At 65.2% G+C, this 20,164-nt stretch carries 15 protein-coding genes; 9 read left to right on the top strand and 6 right to left on the bottom strand.

Features of this window, described 5'->3' with window-relative positions:
* The first annotated feature begins 155 nt into the window (after nucleotides 1–155).
* A complete protein-coding gene (locus tag SBP02_RS11355) occupies nucleotides 156–986 on the top strand; it encodes an undecaprenyl-diphosphate phosphatase (RefSeq protein ID WP_318641735.1) in 831 nt (276 codons plus the stop codon).
* An 18-nt stretch (nucleotides 987–1,004) separates the two neighbouring features.
* Here SBP02_RS11355 and SBP02_RS11350 read toward each other — a convergent pair whose 3' ends face one another.
* The gene (locus tag SBP02_RS11350; protein ID WP_318641733.1) at nucleotides 1,005–1,358 is read right to left on the bottom strand and encodes an MmcQ/YjbR family DNA-binding protein; all 354 of its coding nucleotides are present in this window, start codon (nucleotides 1,356–1,358) and stop codon (nucleotides 1,005–1,007) included.
* 26 nt (nucleotides 1,359–1,384) lie between these two features.
* Nucleotides 1,385–2,119: a phosphoadenylyl-sulfate reductase gene (locus SBP02_RS11345; RefSeq protein ID WP_318641730.1), complete on the bottom strand. Its 735-nt coding sequence runs from the start codon at nucleotides 2,117–2,119 to the stop codon at nucleotides 1,385–1,387.
* A gap of 238 nt (nucleotides 2,120–2,357) precedes the next feature.
* On the opposite strand from SBP02_RS11345, the gene thrH reads away from it, so the two are divergent.
* Nucleotides 2,358–2,975, top strand: a complete 618-nt coding sequence (thrH, locus tag SBP02_RS11340) for a bifunctional phosphoserine phosphatase/homoserine phosphotransferase ThrH (RefSeq protein WP_318641728.1) — start codon at nucleotides 2,358–2,360, stop codon at nucleotides 2,973–2,975.
* Nucleotides 2,976–2,991: 16 nt separating this feature from the next.
* Here thrH and pabB read toward each other — a convergent pair whose 3' ends face one another.
* Entirely contained in the window at nucleotides 2,992–4,341 is a 1,350-nt protein-coding gene (pabB, locus tag SBP02_RS11335) for an aminodeoxychorismate synthase component I (protein ID WP_318641726.1), read from the bottom strand.
* 163 nt (nucleotides 4,342–4,504) lie between these two features.
* Here pabB and SBP02_RS11330 point away from each other — a divergent pair, with 163 nt between their 5' ends.
* Nucleotides 4,505–7,219 carry a LuxR C-terminal-related transcriptional regulator gene (locus SBP02_RS11330; protein ID WP_318641724.1) on the top strand — a complete coding sequence of 905 codons (2,715 nt, stop codon included), beginning with the start codon at nucleotides 4,505–4,507 and terminating at the stop codon, nucleotides 7,217–7,219.
* A complete protein-coding gene (locus tag SBP02_RS11325) occupies nucleotides 7,216–9,930 on the top strand; it encodes a helix-turn-helix transcriptional regulator (RefSeq protein WP_318641722.1) in 2,715 nt (904 codons plus the stop codon). Before SBP02_RS11330 ends, SBP02_RS11325 begins: the two co-directional genes overlap by 4 nt.
* 49 nt (nucleotides 9,931–9,979) lie before the next feature.
* Here SBP02_RS11325 and SBP02_RS11320 read toward each other — a convergent pair whose 3' ends face one another.
* Genes SBP02_RS11320 through rloA form a run of 3 tightly spaced genes read right to left on the bottom strand, consistent with a single transcriptional unit; the run spans nucleotide 9,980 to nucleotide 13,038 of the window.
* The gene (locus SBP02_RS11320) at nucleotides 9,980–10,966 is read right to left on the bottom strand and encodes an alpha-L-glutamate ligase-like protein (protein WP_318641720.1); all 987 of its coding nucleotides are present in this window, start codon (nucleotides 10,964–10,966) and stop codon (nucleotides 9,980–9,982) included.
* A 3-nt stretch (nucleotides 10,967–10,969) separates the two neighbouring features.
* Nucleotides 10,970–12,496 (bottom strand): osmotic stress tolerance membrane protein RloB, encoded by a 1,527-nt coding sequence (gene rloB, locus SBP02_RS11315; RefSeq protein WP_318641718.1) that lies wholly within the window; start codon nucleotides 12,494–12,496, stop codon nucleotides 10,970–10,972.
* A 5-nt stretch (nucleotides 12,497–12,501) separates the two neighbouring features.
* The gene (gene rloA, locus SBP02_RS11310; RefSeq protein ID WP_318641716.1) at nucleotides 12,502–13,038 is read right to left on the bottom strand and encodes a retropepsin-like aspartic peptidase RloA; all 537 of its coding nucleotides are present in this window, start codon (nucleotides 13,036–13,038) and stop codon (nucleotides 12,502–12,504) included.
* A 306-nt stretch (nucleotides 13,039–13,344) separates the two neighbouring features.
* Between rloA and SBP02_RS11305 the strand changes: the two genes are divergently transcribed.
* The 5 genes from SBP02_RS11305 (at nucleotide 13,345) to prpF (ending at nucleotide 20,097) form a co-directional block, all read left to right on the top strand.
* Nucleotides 13,345–14,067 (top strand): GntR family transcriptional regulator, encoded by a 723-nt coding sequence (locus SBP02_RS11305; RefSeq protein ID WP_318641714.1) that lies wholly within the window; start codon nucleotides 13,345–13,347, stop codon nucleotides 14,065–14,067.
* Nucleotides 14,064–14,948 (top strand): methylisocitrate lyase, encoded by an 885-nt coding sequence (gene prpB, locus SBP02_RS11300; RefSeq protein WP_318641711.1) that lies wholly within the window; start codon nucleotides 14,064–14,066, stop codon nucleotides 14,946–14,948. Before SBP02_RS11305 ends, prpB begins: the two co-directional genes overlap by 4 nt.
* Before the next feature lie 46 nt (nucleotides 14,949–14,994).
* Nucleotides 14,995–16,158 (top strand): bifunctional 2-methylcitrate synthase/citrate synthase, encoded by a 1,164-nt coding sequence (gene prpC, locus SBP02_RS11295; protein ID WP_318641709.1) that lies wholly within the window; start codon nucleotides 14,995–14,997, stop codon nucleotides 16,156–16,158.
* On the top strand, nucleotides 16,159–18,768 hold the full coding sequence (acnD, locus tag SBP02_RS11290; RefSeq protein ID WP_318641706.1) for a Fe/S-dependent 2-methylisocitrate dehydratase AcnD: 2,610 nt from the start codon (nucleotides 16,159–16,161) through the stop codon (nucleotides 18,766–18,768). It abuts the gene before it with no gap.
* Nucleotides 18,769–18,909: 141 nt separating this feature from the next.
* A complete protein-coding gene (prpF, locus tag SBP02_RS11285) occupies nucleotides 18,910–20,097 on the top strand; it encodes a 2-methylaconitate cis-trans isomerase PrpF (RefSeq protein ID WP_318641704.1) in 1,188 nt (395 codons plus the stop codon).
* The last annotated feature ends 67 nt before the right edge of the window (nucleotides 20,098–20,164 follow it).

Here is a 20,164-nt window from a genome sequence, read left to right as displayed (position 1 = left end):
TTTCGGCCCTCGCGCGGTCTACGAACACCTCTGGGCTGAATGCCCGCATGAAGGAACCTTGCTGCGAGACATGAGTCCGAGACTCGTCCCTTGGTGTTAGCCCCGCATAGACAAGTATTTTTGCACGGTGAGTACCGTGCGCCTTAGGAGACCGGATGGATCTGTGGTTGGCCGTACAGGCTTTGATATTGGGCGTTATCGAAGGCATTACCGAGTTTCTGCCGATTTCCAGCACAGGGCATCAGATCATAGTTGCGGATCTCATCGACTTCTCCGGTGAGCGGGCGATGGCCTTCAACATCATCATCCAGTTGGGCGCCATCCTCGCGGTGGTCTGGGAGTACCGGCAGAAGATCCTCGAGGTTGTGCTCGGGCTGCAGAAACAACCCGAGGCCCAGCGGTTTACCGCCAACCTGCTAATCGCGTTCTTCCCTGCCCTGGTGCTGGGTGTGACCTTCGCGGATTTTATTCATGCGTTTCTATTCAACCCGATCACAGTGGCGGCCGCGCTGGTGGTCGGGGGTGTGGTCATGCTCTGGGCCGAGCAGCGTAGTCATCGGATCAGTGCCGAGAGCGTGGATGACATGAGCTGGCAACAGGCGTTGAAGATTGGCTGCGCGCAGTGCCTGGCGATGATCCCCGGGACTTCGCGCTCCGGCGCCACCATCATCGGTGGGCTGCTATTCGGCCTCTCGCGCAAGGCGGCGACCGAGTTCTCCTTCTTCCTGGCGATGCCGACCATGGTCGGGGCGGCGGTGTATTCCGGCTATAAGTACCGGGACCTGTTCCAGCCGGCGGACCTGCCGGTTTTCGCCATCGGCTTCGTCACGTCCTTCGTGTTCGCCATGATTGCCGTACGCGCATTGCTGCGCTTTATCGGCAATCACAGTTATGCGGCCTTTGCCTGGTACCGCATCGTATTCGGTCTGCTGATCCTGGCCACCTGGCAGATAGGGCTGATCGACTGGAGTACGGCGCAGGGGTGAGCCTGTTGGGCGCGCCTGTCAGTGATCGAGCAGCAGCCCGACCTGCTGGCGCTTGGGCAGCCGGCGCACCACCAGCTGATGGGAACGGATCAGCAGTTGGCGCAGCTCGGCGTCAGCCAGAGGTGGCTGGATGCCGCTCATACTGACCCAGTGCGCCCGCGCCAGGTAGGGCGCCGGTCGGATGCCCGGACGGTCGACGTAGCCGAGGAACAGGTCGCGGTCGACCTTGAAGGCCAGGTCTTGTCCGAGGAAGTCGAGGATGGCGAACATCTTGTTGCCGGCCACGGAAAAGACCCGGTTGCGGCCCCACTTGAAGTCTTCGCGGGCGCCGGGCAGATGCAGGCAGAAGTGCGCTACTTCATCCTGGGTCATTTCGCCTCAGCCTGCCGAGATCAGCGCTAGTCCTTGGCAATCAGGTTGCCGGCGTGCAGCCCGCATTCCTTTTGTGTGGCTTCCTCCCACCACCAGCGCCCTTCGCGCTCGTGCTGGTTGGGCAGCACGGGCCGGGTGCAGGGCTCGCAGCCGATGCTGATGAAACCGCGCTCGTGCAGGCTGTTGTAGGGTAGCTCGAGCATGCGGATATAGGCCCAGACCTCCTCGCTGCTCATCTGCGCCAGCGGGTTGAACTTGTACAGCGGCCGCTCGGGCGTGGAGAAGGCCGTGTCGATCTCCAGCGCCGCCACCTGGCTGCGGGTGCCGGGACTCTGGTCGCGGCGCTGGCCGGTGGCCCAGGCCTTGACCGTGGCCAGCTTGCGACGCAGCGGGGCGATCTTGCGGATGCCACAACATTCGCCGTGACCGTCCTTGTAGAAGCTGAACAGGCCTTTTTCCTTGACCATCGCCTCGAGCGCCGTGGCGTCCGGGGATAGCACCTCGATGGCGATGCCGTAGTGCTCGCGGACCTGGTCGATGAAGCGATAGGTTTCCGGGTGCAGGCGGCCGGTGTCGAGGCTGAAGACCTTGACCTGCTTGTTGAGTTTCCAGGCCATGTCCACCAGCACGACGTCCTCGGCGCCGCTGAAGGAGATCCACAGCTCATCGCCGAAGTGCTCGAAGGCGAGCTTGAGAATGTCCTGGGGCGACTTGTTCGCGTAGGTCGCGGCCAGTTCGGTTACATCGAAGGGGTGGCTCATCGGGCTGGATTCCTGGTTATGGTCGCTTGCAGGGGCTGGCGGCCGGAGGTCTACCTGCCTCTTGCCTGGCCGCATCCGCTGGCGCTCTGTGTGGCGGATGGTAGCAAAAAGGCTTTATTCGGCTAAATAAACAAATCCCATGATAACCGCGACGTTCGGTTATAAGCGGTCGCGTTGCGCGGCCTTGGGCGAGGGGCTAGAGTGCCGCCTTCATTCAAGCTCAAGCTAGGAGTGTGCCGTGGAAATCGCTTGTCTCGACCTGGAAGGGGTCCTGGTTCCGGAAATCTGGATCGCCTTCGCGGAAAAAACCGGCATCGACGCGCTGAAGGCGACTACCCGGGACATTCCGGACTACGACGTATTGATGCAGCAGCGCCTGCGCATTCTCGACGAGCACGGCCTGAAACTGGCCGATATCCAGGAGGTGATCGCTACCCTCGAGCCGCTGGAGGGCGCGGTGGAGTTCGTCGACTGGCTGCGCGAACGCTTCCAGGTGGTGATTCTCTCCGACACCTTCTACGAATTCTCCCAGCCTCTGATGCGCCAGCTGGGCTTCCCGACCCTGCTCTGCCACAGGCTGATCACCGACGACAGCGGCCGCGTGGTGAACTACCAGCTGCGCCAGAAGGATCCCAAGCGCCAGGCGGTGATCGCGTTCAAGAGCCTGTACTACCGGGTGATCGCCGCGGGTGACTCGTACAACGACACCAGCATGCTCGGCGAGGCCCATGCCGGCATCCTGTTCCATGCGCCGGACAACGTGATTCGCGAGTTCCCGCAGTTTCCAGCGGTGCACAGTTTTGAGGATCTCAAGCGCGAGTTCCTCAAGGCGTCCAACCGCCCGCTGGGCCTGTAATTCTCGGGCCTGTTCGTCAGTCGCAGAAGCGCTCCAGGGTCTCCAGCAGGACCTTCACCTTGGTGATCGACTCCTGGTACTCCGCCTGCCACTGGGAGTCGGCGACTATCCCGCCGCCGCCCCAGCAGCAGAGCTGCCCGTCCTTGGCCAGCAGGCTGCGGATGGCGATCGAGCTGTCCATCTCGCCGCGCACGTCCAGGTACAGCAATGAGCCGCAGTAGAGTGCGCGGCGGGTCGGTTCCAGTTCATCGATGATCTGCATCGCGCGAATCTTCGGCGCCCCGGTGATCGAGCCGCCGGGGAAGCTACCGGCGATCAGGTCCAGGGCATCCTTGCCGGCGGCCAGCTCGCCGGTGACCGCGCTGACCAGATGGTGGACGTTGGGATAGCTCTCCAGGGCGAACAGCTCGGGTACCCGTACCGAGCCGGTGCGGCAGCTGCGGCCCAGGTCGTTGCGCAGCAGGTCGACGATCATCAGGTTCTCGGCCCGGTCCTTCAGGCTGCTCATCAGGGCATGGGCCTGTGCGGCATCCTGACGGGGGTCGTCGCTGCGCGGTCGGGTGCCCTTGATCGGCCGAGTCTCCACCTGGCCTCGGCTGACTCGGATGAAGCGCTCTGGCGACAGGCTGATGATCGCACCGCCGTCCGGCAAGGCCTGATAGCCGGCGAAGGGGGTCGGGCAGGCCTCGCGCAGGGCCCGGTAGGCGCTCCAGGGGTCGCCCTGATAGCGGGCGCGGAAGCGCTGGGCGAAGTTCACCTGGTAGCAGTCGCCGGCCTGGATATAGGCCTGGATACGCGCGATGGCCTGGCGATAGCCATCCTCGTCGAGGTCGGCCTGGAAGGCGCCGAGCAGCTTGAAGGGGCGCGCGGGCTCGACTGCCAGCCGTTCGAACAGGACGATCAGGCGCTCGCGCTCGCTGGGTGCCAGGCTCGGATGGAACAGCAGCTGGCTGGTCCCCAGCAGGTGGTCGCTGATCAGGGCCCAGGCGTACAGGCCGAAGCGGGCATCGCTCAGGCCGAGGTCATCGCTCGCCAGGGCGGGCAGCTTTTCCAGGCGCCGGCCGAAGTCGTAGGCCAGATAGCCGATCAGGCCGCCGGCAAAGGGCAGGGGGCAATCGGCGGGCGGTTCGGCGACGCCGAGCCTGGCCAGGCCGTCGCGCAGGCGCTGGAGAAAGGCGTCGGCCGGCTCGTCGGGGGCTGGCGCCAGCTCTGCCAGGGGCCAGGCGCTGATCAGGTCATAGCGCCCGCGCTGCGCCGTCGGGCGCCCGGCATCCAGCAAGACCGCGCCGGGGGCCTGGCTGACGGCACTGAAATAGTCGAGGGGATCGGCCCGATAGGGCAGAGGGTGAACGAGGCAAGTAGGCATGCGAGGTATTCGGAGGAGCGCGGACGCCGATTGTAGAACGCCGTCACCATTCGTCCTAGGGTTTGCGCGTAGGTTTACTCGGCAGAAGGGGGCTGACTAGTATGGGCGGTCAGCGCAATAGGCTGTACGTCAGTGCCAGATAACCAGACAAAGGATCACGTTTATGGACGAAACGCTGGGGCCGGCCGCCGATAGCCTTCTGCGCACCAGATTCGGTCCGCCCCAGGTATCCAGTGAGTATTTACCCCGGCCCCGGGTCGAGGCGGCCTTGTCCGCTCGGCCCCATGCCCGCCTGCTGTTGTTCTCGGCCCCGGCCGGCTTCGGCAAGACCAGCGCCCTGGCCACCCTGGCGCACACGCGGGCCGCCGCCGGCCATGCGCTGGCCTGGCTGTCGTTGGAGCCTGAGGACGACGAGCCCTCGCGCTTCTTTCGCCAGCTGATCGAGACGCTAATCGGGCTGGCTCCCGAGTTCGGCACGGAGGCCCTGGCCTACCTGGAGAACACCGTGGGCGTACCGGTGGCGGCGGTGATGGAGTGCCTGTTGGCTGACCTGTCCCGGCTGCATGCGCCCTTGTTGCTGGTGCTCGACGATCTTCACCTGATTCAGAATGAAGAGCTGTTGGCGGCTCTCAAGCGCCTGCTCCGCTTCGCGCCCGAAGGCTTCGCCCTGGCGGTCGGCAGCCGCGCACAACCGGCGTTGGGCCTGGCGACCCTGCGCGCCAAGGGGCTGCTGGTGGAGGTCGGCGAAAGGGATTTGCGCCTGGGCCTGGAGGAAATCCACGACTATCTGGCCAGGCACGAACTGCAGCTGGAGGCCGAGGCCGTCGCCGCGCTGCATAGACACACCGAGGGGTGGCCGGTCGGGGTACACCTGGCCTGCCTCTGGCTGCGCCACCGGCCTGAGGCCAGCCAGCAACTGAGCGAAATCGGCACCGCCCCGAGCGTCGCCGGTGAGTACCTGCTGCGCAGCGTGTTCGACCAGCTGCCGATGGACAAGCAGCAGTTGCTGCAGGCCCTGGCCATTGCTCAGCAGCTCAACGGTGACCTGGCCGGTGCCCTGACGGGACACCCGGATGGTCAGCGGTTGCTGGAGGAGCTGGAGGGCATGCAGCTGTTCCTGTTGCCGCTCGATCGCGAACGGCGATGGTACCGCTTCCACTACCTGTTCGCCGAGTTCTTGCGCGGACGCCTGCTGGCGGTCGATCCCGAGCGCTTCAGGCAGCTGAACTTCAATGCCTGTCTATGGTTCACCAACCACCATATGCCCAACCTGGCCATCGAGCATGCCTGCCTGGCCGAGGACCCGCAGATGCTCGCGGCGCTGGTGGACGGCTGTGGGCTGGAGCTGATCAACCGGGGCCAGCTCCACCTGATCTACAAGTGGCGCCTGCGCGTCCCGGACGAGATCGTCGAGGGTTACCCGCTGCTGGTGCTGGCTGACGTCTGGAGTCGAGCGACCGAACTGGGGCTGGCCGAAGCCAACCGGATGCTCGACGAACAGCTGCTGCGCTGGGGGCCGGTGGGCGACTCGGAAAGGCTCAGCGACAAGCTGTTGGCGACCTTGACGATCAAGGCGGTGGTGGCCCTGCAGAAGGACGATTTGCCTGGCTGCCTCGCCCTGGTGTGTCGGGTGGAGCGGCAGCTGGGGCAGCACACGGCCTTTCTCGAGGTGGCCATGTTGATCGTTGGTGCCCTGGCCAGCGTGATCGTGGGGCGCCCCGAATCCGCTCGCCGCCTGTTGGCCCAGGCCCAGCAACGCAACCACTTCCTGCAGGGACGCTACCTGGGCATGCAGTTGGCCAACGTGGAGGTCCTGCTGTACCTGGAGCAAGGGCAGATCAAGCAGGCGCGGCTGCTGTTCGCGCAGCTACGCGGCCGTAGCCTGCCGTGTTTCGCCGAGCGCTCCCGTGCCATGGTGCTGCCGACCATCAGTGAGGCATTGCTCGATTACCACCGGGGGCGCCTGGACGGGGTCGAGGAACGTTTGCGTGGGGCCCTGGCGAGGGTGGATGTGATCAATCCAATCGACCTGTATGCCCAGGGCATGCTGTGTCTGGCCCGGCTCCAGCGGATGCAAGGCAAGCCCAGGGAGGCCGCCGCGACCCTGCTACAGATCCAGAAGATGGCAGCGGCCAACCGCGCCTGGCGTTTCCATGCCCAGGCCATAGGCGAGGAGGTGGCGCAGATTCTCCAGGAGCCGGCGGCCGATCGTCTCAGGCGCGCCGAGCAACGCCTCAACAGCCTCGACTGGTTCAGGCTGGCGGAACACTATCGGCACATGGCATGCAATCCGTTGCTCTGGGAGCGGGGGCTGACGCGCCTGCGCCTGCAGCAGGCGCGTGGCCATCACGGCGAGGCGTTGCAGGAGGCCGGCCAGCTGCGCGAACTGCTGCTGGATGACTGGCACGGTCTACAGCGTCTGCGTCTGGATCTGCTGGATGCGCTCAGCTACTTGGGGCTGGGCTATCAGGAGCGCGCCTTCAGCCTGCTGGAGCAATGCCTGATCGGCGCCGAGCGGGAAGGCGTGCGCAGCCTGTTCATCGAGGAGGGGGCGCAGGTCCGCGTAGCCTTGCAGCAGTTCGAGGCGCTCGGCCGGCAGCCGGTTTTGCAGGGCTTCATGCGTTCGATCCTGGCGATCTGGCCGGGACCAGCAGCGGCTCGGTTCCAGGAGGCCATGGATGAGGGGCTGACCGAGCGCGAGGGCGAGGTGATCCAGTTGGCGGCCCAGGGACTCTCCAACGACGCCATCGGCCGGCAGCTCGCGCTGGCCCTGGGCACCGTCAAATGGCACCTGCACAACATCTACGAGAAGCTCAAGGTGCGCAATCGAACCCAGGCGATCCGCCGTGCCCGCGAACTGGGGCTACTCGCATCATGAGCCAGCCAGCATTGCCGTCCCTGCCGCTGCTGCGCACCAAGCTGTTTCCGATTGCGGCCGGCAGCCAGCCGCAGTTGGAGCGCACGGCCTTGGTCGAGCGGTTGCTCGCTGCCCGCGATCGCCCCCTGACGATCCTCTGTACGCCGGCGGGTTATGGTAAGAGCACGCTGCTCGGCCAGCTGCGACTGCGTTTGCAGGCGGCGGGTGTCCGGGTGGCCTGGCTGTCATGCGACGAGGTCGACGGTGAGCCGCAACGCCTCCTGCACTATCTGGTGGCGGCCATCGCCGAGCAGCGGCCCGGCTTCGGGGGGCGCACCCTGGCGTTGCTGCAGGGGGAAAAGAGCCTGCCTCATCAGGAGCTGATCGATGCTTTTCTGGTCGAGCTGGCAGGCATCGAGGGGCGGCAGCAGCTGATCCTGGATGACGTCCACCATCTCCGCCACCCCGACCTTGCGCCTCTGGCGCGTGGGCTGATCGAGCGGATGCCGGATCATGTCCGGCTCATCGTCAGCACGCGTCGCACGTCCGGCCTTATCGGCGAACGCTCGATGCGAGGAGCGGCAGCGTTCTGTTTCGGGGCCGAGGACTTGTGCCTGACGCCTGAGGAAACCCGTGTCTATCTGTGCGAGATCCGGGGCCGGCGCTTGAGTCGAGCGCAGGTCAGGCTGCTGCATGAACGCACCGAGGGCTGGATCACCGCGTTGCATCTGGCGACGCTGTCCCTGGGCCGATGCGGCGAGTCGGGCGTCGATTTCGACGGGGTCACCGGCACCGAGCGCAACATCGCCGACTACCTGGGCGAAGATGTGGTGGATCGGCTGCCGGACGTAGTGCAGCGTTTCCTCGAGCGGACCTCGGTACTGGACGAGTTCAATGCCGAGCTGTGCAGCGCGCTGACCGGCCAGGAGGACGCCGGGGCGACCCTGCAGCGCCTGCAGCGCGAGCAGCTGTTCATCGTGGCCCTGGACGAGCGGGGCGAGTGGTTCCGTTACCATCCCCTGTTCGCCGAGTATCTGCAGGGCCGCCTGGCCAGGCATGGCGAGCCGACCCAGCTGTTGCACGCGGCAGCGCGCTGGAGCGAGCAACGGGCCCAGGTGGACAAGTCGGTCACTTACGCCCTGCGAGCCCGCGACTACGCCTTTGCCGCCGACCTGTTGGAGCGCCAGGGCGTGCACCTGATGGCCGGCAATCGGCTGTATGACATCCTCGCGACTATTGGGACGATTCCGGCCGAGGTCATTCGCGAAAATCCGGTGTTCCAGATCTTCTATGCCTGGCAGTTGGCCTTCGAGGAAAAATACGTCGATGCCGAGGCGTTGCTCGAGGACATCGCTGCGCGCTTGCAGAAGCCCTGTGGGCGAGAGCAGGGCGCCGGTCTGAGCGAGACACTGGCGCTGGTGCAGGTGATCAAGGCCCTGGTGCTGCTCTATCAGGACAAGTTGGGACAGTGTCTGACCGTTACCCGTCACTGGCTCAGCCTGGTCCCGGATGGGCAGGTGCTGATTCGTGCCAGCCTGTCGTGCCTTCAGGCGGCGGCTCATGCCTTGCTCGGTGAGTTTGGCGCAGCCTTGGGGATGATCGAACTGGCCCGTGGCAGCCTGCGTCACTGCCCCAGCGAATACCTGCACGTGATGCTGAGCCTGATCGAGGCGCTGCTGTGCAAGGAGCAGGGGCAGCTGGAGCGTGGTTGTGCCCTCGCCGAAGACGCGCGTGCCCGCGTCGAGCGGGTGTTCGGCCCACGCAACCGGGTAGGCGGTCCCCTGGCCCTGGCCTATGCCGACCTGCTGTACGAGCGGGATCGCCATGCCGGGATCCTCGCCGAGCTGCTCCAGGCCACCACCTGGCGCGACGTTGCCACGCCGATCGAGCTGATCAGCCGTGGCCGTCTGTTGATGGCGCGTGCGAGTTTCTTTGCCGGTGAGAGCGAGCAGGCGCTGGTGCAGCTGGACGATTGGCTGACGCAGGTGCAGGGAGCCGGTTACGAGAGGCTCTATGCGTTGGCCGTGAGCTGCAAGGTGCAGTTCCTTCTGTGGCTGCGGCGCCCGAGTGAGGCCGAGCGACTGTGTCTGCAGCTGCGGCGTCATTCGCTGGCGCTGCCGGCGCAGCGCGATACTGACGTCGGTGTTGCCCTGGTGCAGTGCCAGGCACGACTCGCGCTGTCAGGGCGCCGGGGCGAGCGGGTCGTCGCGCAGTTGGAAGCCGGCCTGGCGAAGCAGGGGGGCGAGCATCGGCGCGACAGCCGTGTGCGCCTGTCCTTGCTGCTGGCGGCGGCCTACTGGGGCGCGGGGAGTGGTGAGAGGGCATTCGCCTTGTTTCAGGCAACCCTGGAGGATGCCTGGAGCAGCGGCTACCGCCGCGCTTTTCTCGACGATGGGCTGTGGTTGCTGCCGCTGTGGGAGGCCTGGCGAGTGGCCGACCCAGAGGCTGCCGGGCGTTGGCAAGGCCTGGCCGAGCAAATGCGCATGCAATGCCGGCGTCTGGGCGTCGATCAGGAGGTTTTCGCCGGCCATCAGGATGTGAACCCCAGGGAGCAGGATATCCTGCGCTTGGTTGCCGCCGGCCTGTCCAACCGCGAGATTGCCAAGGCGATGCACCTGAGCGAGGCCACCATCAAATGGCATCTGCACAACCTGTTCGCCAAGCTGGGCACGCGCAGCCGCACCCAGGCTGTGTTAGCGGGCAGGCGTTCGGGCTTGTTGACTGAGGATTGAGGGGCAGAGGCAGAAAAAGCCCGGCATCGGCCGGGCTCTTTCGCAGGGGTCAGACTTCGGCCGTAGCGGCGTGGCCGAAAAGCTCCTGGGAAAAGCGCATGCGCTCTTCCGCGCTTTCCTGGATGCCCTTGGCCTTGAGCTCGGCGAGGCGTGCCTCGACGGCATGCGCGCGGTGGGTGAGGCCGCAGTCGTTGGCGATCTGGATATTCAAGCCGGGACGGGCGTTGAGTTCGAGGATCAGCGGGCCTTTCTCCTGGTCCAGGACCATGTCCACGCCGATATAGCCCAGGCCACAGAGCTCGTAGCAACCGGCCGCCAGCTTCATGAAACCGTTCCAGTTCGGCAGTTGCACGCCGTCCACCGCGTTGGTCGTGTCCGGGTGCTTTTTGATCTTGTTATTCAGCCAGGTGCCGCGCAGGGTCACGCCGGTGGCCAGGTCGACCCCGACGCCGATGGCGCCCTGGTGCAGGTTGGCCTTGCCGTTGGACTGACGCGTCGGCAGGCGCAGCATGGCCATCACCGGGTAGCCCATCAGCACGATGATGCGGATGTCCGGTACACCCTCGTAGCTGATGCTCTTGAAGATCGGGTCCGGGATCACCCGGTACTCGATCAGCGCGCGGTCGCGGTGGCCGCCCAGGGAGTAGAGGCCGGTGAGGATGCTGGAAATCTGGTGCTCGATTTCCTCATGGCTGATGATGCGCCCGGATACCGTCTTGTAGCGTTCCTCGAAGCGGTCGGCGACCACCAGGATGCCGTCGCCGCCGGCGCCTTGCGCCGGTTTGACCACGAAGTCGCTGCGCCCGCCGATGATCTCGCCGAGCTTGTCGATCTCCTTCTCGGTGGAGATCACCCCGTAGAGTTCCGGCACGTGGATGCCGGCCTCGATGGCCCGTTCCTTGGTGATGATCTTGTCGTCGACGATCGGGTACAGGTGCCGCTTGTTGTACTTCAGCACGTAGTCCGCGTTGCGCCGGTTGATGCCCATGATGCCCTTGGCTTCCAGGGCCTTCCAGGTTTTCCAGAGACCTAGCATGGCTCAATCCTTCAGGAAGGCTTTGAAGCGGAACAGTTCGGTCAGGCGGTAGCCGCGGTAGCGACCCATCGCCAGCATGAAGCCCACCATGATCATCAGCACCGCCGGGAAGGTGAACACGAAGTACACCAGTTCCGGAACGCTCATCAGCAGGTGCGACAGGGTCGCGGCCACCAGGGTGCCGATGGCGACCTTGAAGGCATGGCCGCCGCCGCGCTCTTCCCAGGTGATCGACAGGCGCTCGATGGTCATGGTCAGGATCACCATGGGGAACAGCGCCACCGACAGGCCGCGCTCCAGGCCCAGCTTGTGGCTGAACAGGCTGATGGCAGCGATCAGCACCACCACGAAGGTCAGCACCACCGACAGGCGCGGCAGCATCTGCAGCTTAAGGTGCTCCAGATAGGAGCGCAGCGACAGGCCCAGGGCGGTGATGACGGTGAACAGGAAGATGCCGAAGCCCAGTTGGGTCTCGCGGAAGGCCAGGGCGATCAGCACCGGGGTGAAGGTGCCCAGGGTCTGCAGGCCGCCCAGGTTGCGCAGGATCAGGATCAACAGCACGCCGACCGGGATGACCACCATGATCTGGAAGGTCTGCTGGGTCGACAGTGGCAGGCCGTAGAGGGAGTAGCCGAGGAAGTCGGCATCGGTGCTCTCGTCGGTCAGCTTGGCCAGGCGGATGGCGTTCATCTCGCTCTTGTTCAGGCTGAAGCTGACCTGGGCCTTCTTGCCACCTTCCAGGTTGATCAGCTCGGCATCGCCGACCCACCAGACCAGGCGATCGGCCGGCAGGCCCTGCTCACCGCTCTCGGGGTTGAAATACAGCCACTTTTCGCCGTTGAAGCTGCGCAGCCAGAGTTCCGGGCTCTGCTGGCTGTCGGCGCTCAGGCGAATGGTGTGGACGCGCTCCATCGGCACATGGGCGATCGACAGCAGCAGGTCGATGGCATTGGCCTTGTTGGCGGTGGAGGCATCGCCGCCGAGCAGCAGCTTGACGTTGTCGTCGGTGGTGTCGTTGACCCGCTTGATAGTCTCGCTGATGAAGGTCTCGACGTCCGCCGAGTGCTGGCGGATGGGTGCGAGCAGCGCTTCGGCGGCGATCTTTTCCGGGCCTTCGACCGGCAGGCTGTCACGGAAGATCGGCCCCTTGGCCTTGCTCTGTTCGCCGCTGTAACGCTTGGTCAGCACCAGGCGGTAGTACAGCGTCTGCTTGCCGCTGGCGCGGCGTGCCGACCAGGTGACCCGGCGGTTGCCCTCGGTGCGGTTGATGCTGACGCCATAGTTGTTGGAGATGAAGCTCTCGTTGAGGCTGACGTAATCCTGGGCCAGCGGCGGCACGAACATCTGCAGCTTGACCGGCTCGCGGGGATTGGCCTGGAACTCGATCTTGGCGTCGATGTTCCACAGATCGTCCGTCTCGTCCTCGGTCACCGGGATGCCAAGAATGAAGATCTGGTAAGCCGTAATCAGAACGCCCAGGCTCACCAGGAGCGTGATCAGGACTTTCAGATGCAGGGTAAGAGAGCGCATGGGAATTACTCGCCAGGGTTTGCGTCGGTGATGCAGCCAGGTTTCCCCGCTGCGTATTTGAGGCCAGGGTCGACCAGCGCACTGAATCGTTTGAGCGCTTCGGAGCCGATCAATAGTGGGTATTGAAAGGCGCTGCGGTCGGTCAGGTTCACTTCGATGGTGCGCAGGGCTTGGCCCATGCACACCGTCATCTCGATAACGGGGCGTGCGGTGTAGGTTTTTTCTTCATCGGGATCATAGTCGCCGGCGCGGCGCTTGATCTTGCTGATCCGGGCCAGCGGGCGTTCGATCGGGTACTCGTGGGCCTCGTCGATGGCCAGGTAGAACTGCACCCAGGTTTCATCGTCGCGCTTGAAGCGTCTGATGTCGCGTGCGCTCAGGGACGCTGTCTTGGCTCCGGTATCCAGTTTCGCGGCAACCTCCAGGTCGAGATCCTTCAGCTTGACGTATTCGTTGAGGCCGTAAACGGTCTTGTTCGCGGCCAGCCCCACGCCTGGTGAAAGGAACAGGCAGCACAGCAGGGCAGAGGGCTCGAGTCTCATAAGTCCTATTGAATATCGCGCAACATTTGATCAGAAAGACCGGCGGGCGTGATGCAACAGCCACGTGCCTCTGGCATGGAGTCTAGCAGGCATGACGGAGCCGTCTGGCCAGGCCAAAACGGGCGGCATTCTAGCATGGCGGTTTTCTGCAGTAACAGGCGCTTATGAGCAATTGTGCAGGTGATTTCCACTGTCCAGGGGTTGCTTCCTCCTGTCGGTGCATTGTCAACAATATCTTGGTATTGGTTGACATTTATATCTTTGAAGACTAGTTTTTCGGCATCATTAAAGCATGGTGTCGACAATATGCTGGAGTCCACCGAAGCTCCCCGTAGCGCGCAAGACGACTCGGAAACCCTGTCCGAGCATGTGTTTCGCTGCATTCAGGCCGCCATCGTTCGAGGCGACATCGCCCCGGGCAGCAAGATCTCAGAACCGGAGCTGGCGCGTACCTACGGCATCAGCCGTGGGCCGTTGCGCGAGGCGATTCATCGTCTCGAGGGACAACGGTTGTTGGTGCGTGTTCCCCATGTGGGCGCACGGGTGGTTTCCCTGAGTCACGCCGAGCTGATCGAGTTGTACGAGATCCGTGAGTCTCTGGAGGGTATGGCCTGCCGCCTGGCCGCCGAGCGCATGAGTGCGGCCGAGATCGACGAATTGCGCCGGGTACTCGACCTGCATGAGCAGGATGCGGCCTTCAAGGCTGGCGTCGGTTACTACCAGCAGGAAGGCGATTTCGACTTTCACTACCGGATCATTCAGGGCAGTGGCAACAAGACCCTGGTGCAGATGCTCTGCGGCGAGCTGTACCAACTGGTGCGCATGTACCGCCTGCAGTTCTCCGCCACCCCCAATCGGCCGCGTCAGGCCTTCGCCGAACACCACCGCATTCTCGATGCCATCGCCGACCGTGACGGTGAGCTGGCCGAGCTGCTGATGCGCCGTCACATCGGCGCCTCCAAGCGCAATATCGAGCGTCACTACCAGGACGCCCAATCCAAGACAGCCAAACCCAGAGGTGAGTCATGAGTCTGAACACTCCCGGCCAGCGTTTTCGCGATGCGGTTGCCGAAGAGCATCCGTTGCAGGTAGTCGGTGCGATCAACGCCAACCATGCGCTGCTGGCCCAGCGCGCCGGCTTCAAGGCCATCTACCTGTCCGGCGGCGGTGTCGCGGCAGGTTCGCTGGGCCTGCCGGACCTGGGCATCACCGGCCTGGATGACGTGCTCACCGACGTGCGGCGGATCACCGATGTCTGCGACCTGCCGCTGCTGGTGGATGTCGACACCGGCTTCGGCAGCTCGGCGTTCAACGTCGCCCGCACCGTCAAGTCGATGATCAAGTTCGGCGCCGCGGCCATCCATATCGAGGACCAGGTCGGCGCCAAGCGCTGCGGTCATCGGCCGAACAAGGAGATCGTCTCCCAGCAGGAAATGGTCGACCGGATCAAGGCGGCGGTGGATGCGCGCACCGACGATAGCTTCGTGATCATGGCGCGCACCGATGCGCTGGCGGTCGAGGGCCTGGAGTCCGCCCTGGATCGCGCGGCCGCCTGCATCGAGGCCGGCGCCGACATGATCTTCCCCGAGGCGATCACCGAACTGGCGATGTACAAGACCTTCGCCGAGCGCATCAAGGCGCCGATCCTGGCCAACATCACCGAGTTCGGCGCCACCCCGCTGTACACCACCGAGGAGCTGGCCGGCGTCGACGTGTCCCTGGTGCTCTATCCACTGTCGGCCTTCCGCGCCATGAACAAGGCCGCCGAGAACGTCTACACCGCGCTGCGTCGCGACGGCACCCAGAAGAACGTGATCGACACCATGCAGACCCGCATGGAGTTGTACGAGCGCATCAACTACCACGCCTTCGAGCAGCACCTCGACGCACTGTTCGCGGCCAAGAAATAAGCGGCCCGCAGACGGCCCCGAAACGGATTGATGAGGAGACAGAATGATGAGCGCGACCCCAGAAACCCCCACCCCGGGCTTCAAGCCGAAGAAGTCGGTGGCCCTCTCCGGCACCGCCGCCGGCAACACCGCGCTGTGCACCGTCGGGCGCAGCGGCAACGACCTGCACTACCGTGGCTATGACATTCTCGACGTGGCCACCAGCTGCGAGTTCGAGGAAATCGCCCACCTGCTGGTGCATGGCAAGCTGCCGAACGTCGCCGAGCTGGCCGCCTACAAGACCAAGCTCAAGGCGTTGCGCGGCCTGCCCGCGGCCCTCAAGGCCGCCCTGGAGCAGCTGCCGCCGTCGGCCCATCCGATGGACGTGATGCGTACCGGCGTCTCCGTGCTGGGTTGCCTCTCGCCGGAGAAGGACGACCACAATCACCCGGGCGCCCGCGATATCGCCGACAAGCTGATGGCCTCGCTGGGCTCGGCGCTGCTGTACTGGTACCACTTCAGCCACAACGGCAAGCGCATCGAGGTGGAAACCGACGACGACTCCATCGGCGGCCATTTTCTCCACCTGTTGCACGGCGAGAAGCCGCGCGATAGTTGGGTGCGCGCCATGCACACCAGCCTGATCCTCTACGCCGAGCACGAGTTCAACGCCTCCACCTTCGCTTCGCGGGTGGTGGCCGGCACCGGCTCGGACATGTACTCGGCCATCGCCGCCGGCATCGGCGCGCTGCGCGGGCCTAAACACGGTGGCGCCAACGAGGTGGCCTTCGAGATCCAGAAGCGTTACGACAACCCGGACGAGGCCGAGGCCGACATCCGCGAGCGCGTCGGCCGCAAGGAGGTGGTCATCGGTTTCGGTCACCCGGTCTACACGGTCGCCGACCCGCGCAACAAGGTGATCAAGGAAGTGGCCCGCGAGCTGTCGCAAGAGCAGGGCAGCAGCAAGATGTTCGACATCGCCGAGCGCCTGGAAGGCGTGATGTGGGAGATCAAGAAGATGTTCCCCAACCTGGATTGGTTCAGCGCGGTCAGCTACCACATGATGGGCGTGCCCACCGCCATGTTCACCCCGCTGTTCGTCATCGCCCGCACCGCCGGCTGGTCCAGCCATGTGATCGAGCAGCGCATCGACGGCAAGATCATCCGCCCGAGCGCCAACTACGTCGGTCCCGAGGACCTGAAGTTTGTGCCGCTCGAGGATCGCAAGTAAATGAACACTCAATTTCGCAAGAATCTGCCCGGCACGGCGCTGGACTACTTCGATACTCGCGAGGCGATCGACGCCATCGCGCCCGGCGCCTACGCCAGGCTGCCGTATACCTCCCGCGTGTTGGCCGAGCAGCTGGTGCGCCGCTGCGATCCGGCCACGCTGACCGATTCGCTCAAGCAGCTGATCGAGCGCAGGCGCGACCTGGATTTTCCCTGGTACCCGGCGCGGGTGGTCTGCCACGACATCCTCGGCCAGACCGCGCTGGTCGACCTCGCCGGCCTGCGCGACGCCATCGCCGAGCGGGGCGGCGACCCGTCCAAGGTCAATCCGGTGGTGCCGACCCAGCTGATCGTCGACCACTCCCTGGCCGTGGAGGCGCCGGGCTTCGATCCGCAGGCCTTCGAGAAGAACCGCGCCTTCGAGGACCGTCGTAACGAGGACCGCTTCCACTTCATCGAGTGGACCAAGACCGCGTTCAAGAACGTTGACGTGATCCCGGCCGGCAACGGCATCATGCACCAGATCAACCTGGAGAAGATGAGCCCGGTGATCCAGGCCCGTGGCGGCGTGGCCTTCCCCGACACCTGCGTCGGCACCGACTCGCACACCCCGCATGTCGATGCCCTGGGCGTGATCGCCATCGGCGTCGGCGGCCTGGAGGCCGAGACCGTGATGCTCGGCCATCCGTCGATGATGCGCCTGCCCGACATCGTCGGCGTCGAGCTGACCGGCCAGCGCCAGAGCGGCATTACCGCCACCGACATCGTCCTGGCCCTGACCGAGTTCCTGCGCCAGGAGCGTGTGGTCGGTGCCTGGGTCGAGTTCTTTGGCGAGGGGGCGGACAGCCTGTCGATCGGCGACCGCGCCACCATCTCCAACATGTGCCCGGAATACGGGGCGACGGCGGCGATGTTCTATATCGACCAGCAGACCCTCGATTACCTCAAGCTCACCGGCCGCGAGCCGGAGCAGGTGGCCCTGGTCGAGAGTTACGCCAAGACCCTCGGCCTGTGGGGCGATGCGCTGAAGAGCGCCGAGTACGAGCGTGTGCTGCAGTTCGATTTGTCCGGCGTGGTGCGCAACATGGCGGGCCCATCCAATCCGCACCGTCGCCTGCCGACCTCCGCACTGGTCGAGCGCGGCATCGCCGACGAAGCCAAGCTGAAGTCCGGCAAGGCCGAGGAGGCCGAGGGGCTGATGCCCGATGGCGCGGTGATCATCGCCGCCATCACCAGCTGCACCAACACCTCCAACCCGCGCAATGTGGTCGCCGCCGGCCTGCTGGCGAAGAAGGCCAACGAGCTGGGCCTGCTGCGCAAGCCCTGGGTCAAGACCTCCTTCGCCCCGGGCTCCAAGGTCGCCAGGCTGTATCTGGAAGAAGCGGGCCTGCTGCCGGAGCTCGAGCGGCTCGGCTTCGGCATCGTCGGCTACGCCTGCACCACCTGCAACGGCATGTCCGGCGCGCTGGACCCGCTGATCCAGCAGGAGATCATCGACCGCGACCTGTACGCCACCGCCGTGCTCTCCGGTAATCGCAACTTCGACGGGCGCATCCACCCCTACGCCAAGCAGGCCTTCCTCGCCTCGCCGCCGCTGGTGGTGGCCTACGCCATCGCCGGTACCGTGCGCTTCGACATCGAGCAGGATGTGCTGGGGCATGACCAGAACGGCAAGCCGGTGACCCTCAAGGATCTGTGGCCGAGCGACGAGGAAATCGACGCCATCGTCGCCGCCAGCGTCAAGCCGGAGCAGTTCCGTCAGGTCTATATCCCGATGTTCGATCTGGGCAGCGTCAAGGAAGCCGACAGCCCGCTGTACGACTGGCGCCCGATGTCCACCTACATCCGTCGTCCGCCGTACTGGGAAGGCGCCCTGGCCGGTGAGCGCACGCTCAAGGGCATGCGGCCGCTGGCGATCCTGCCGGACAACATCACCACCGACCACCTGTCGCCGTCCAACGCCATCCTGGCCGACAGCGCGGCCGGCGAGTACCTGGCGAAGATGGGCCTGCCGGAGGAGGACTTCAACTCCTACGCCACTCACCGCGGCGATCACCTGACCGCGCAGCGCGCCACCTTCGCCAACCCGCAGCTGGTCAACGAGATGGCCGTGGTCGATGGCCAGGTGAAGAAGGGCTCGCTGGCCCGCGTGGAGCCGGAAGGCCAGGTGATGCGCATGTGGGAGGCCATCGAAACCTACATGAACCGCAAGCAGAACCTGATCATCGTCGCCGGGGCCGACTACGGCCAGGGCAGCTCCCGTGACTGGGCGGCCAAGGGCGTGCGCCTGGCCGGTGTCGAGGTGATCGCCGCCGAAGGCTTCGAGCGCATCCACCGCACCAACCTGGTGGGCATGGGCGTGCTGCCGGTCGAGTTCAAGCCGGGGACCACCCGTCTGACCCTGGGCCTGGACGGGACCGAGACCTACGACATCAAGGGCGAAGTATCGCCGCGCTGCGACCTGACCCTGGTGGTCAATCGCCGCAACGGCGAGGTGATCGAGGTGCCGGTGACCTGCCGCCTGGACACCGCCGCCGATGTCAGCGTGTACCAGGCCGGCGGCGTGCTGCAGCGCTTCGCCAAGGACTTCCTCGAGTCATCCGTGGCGTAACAGCCGTCTGGGTTGGGCGCAGCGATACCGCATGGCATCGCTGCGCTCAACCCATCCTACGCGGCGCAGACGAACCCTAGGTTGGTGCGAGGCGCGTAGGCTTGACAGCGAAATCCAACAGCACTTCAGGGCAGCGAACCCATGTCCCACGTACCTCAAGTGAAAATCCCCGCCACCTATATGCGTGGCGGTACCAGTAAGGGTGTGTTTTTCCGCCTGCAGGACTTGCCGCAGAGCTGCCAGGTGCCGGGCGAGGCCCGCGATCGGCTGTTCATGCGCGTGATCGGCAGTCCCGACCCCTATGCCGCGCATATCGATGGCATGGGTGGCGCCACGTCCTCGACCTCCAAGTGCGTGATCCTGTCCAAGAGCAGCCAGGCGGATCACGACGTGGACTACCTCTATGGCCAGGTCGCCATCGACAAGGCCTTCGTCGACTGGAGCGGCAACTGCGGCAACCTGTCCACGGCCGCCGGCGCCTTCGCCATCCACGCCGGCCTGGTCGACCCGGCGCGTATCCCCGAGCACGGCACCTGCCAGGTGCGCATCTGGCAGGCCAATATCCAGAAAACCATCATCGCCCATGTGCCGGTGAGCAACGGCCAGGTGCAGGAAACCGGCGACTTCGAGCTGGACGGCGTCACCTTCCCGGCCGCTGAAATCGTGCTGGAGTTCCTCGAACCCTCCGACGACGGCGAGGAGGGCGGCTCGATGTTCCCCACCGGCAACCTGATCGACGATCTCGAGGTCCCAGGCATCGGCACCCTCAAGGCCACCCTGATCAGCGCCGGCATCCCCGCCGTGTTCGTCGACGCCGAGGCCATCGGTTACCAGGGCACCGAGCTGCGCGAGGACATCAACGGCAACCCCGAGGCGCTGGCCCGCTTCGAGGCGATCCGCATCGCCGGGGCCCTGCGCATGGGGCTGATCAAGACGCCGGAAGAAGCGGCGACCCGGCAGCACACGCCGAAGATCGCCTTCGTGACGAGCGCCAAGGATTACCGGGCGTCCAGCGGCAAGGTGGTGCGGGCGAGCGAGGTCGACCTGCTGGTGCGGGCGCTGTCCATGGGCAAGCTGCACCACGCCATGATGGGCACCGCCGCAGTGGCCATCGGCACCGCCGCGGCGATTCCGGGCACCCTGGTGAACCTCGCCGCCGGCGGCGAGGCGCGCAGTGCGGTGCGCTTCGGTCACCCATCGGGCACCCTGCGGGTGGGCGCCGAGGCCGCCCGGGACGGCGACGAGTGGCGCGTGACCAAGGCGATCATGAGCCGCAGCGCCCGGGTGTTGATGGAGGGCTGGGTGCGGGTGCCCGGCGACGCGTTCTAGGGCGGGGACGCCCGCGCCGGCAGGCTACTCTCATCTATAGGCGTGCCGGCAGGGGGGGCACCGGTCA

It is taken from the genome of Pseudomonas benzenivorans (genome assembly GCF_033547155.1).
Classification (GTDB): domain Bacteria; phylum Pseudomonadota; class Gammaproteobacteria; order Pseudomonadales; family Pseudomonadaceae; genus Aquipseudomonas; species Aquipseudomonas benzenivorans_B.
Note: the sequence above shows the minus strand (reverse complement) of the source record. Positions and strands in the feature narration are given on the sequence as shown.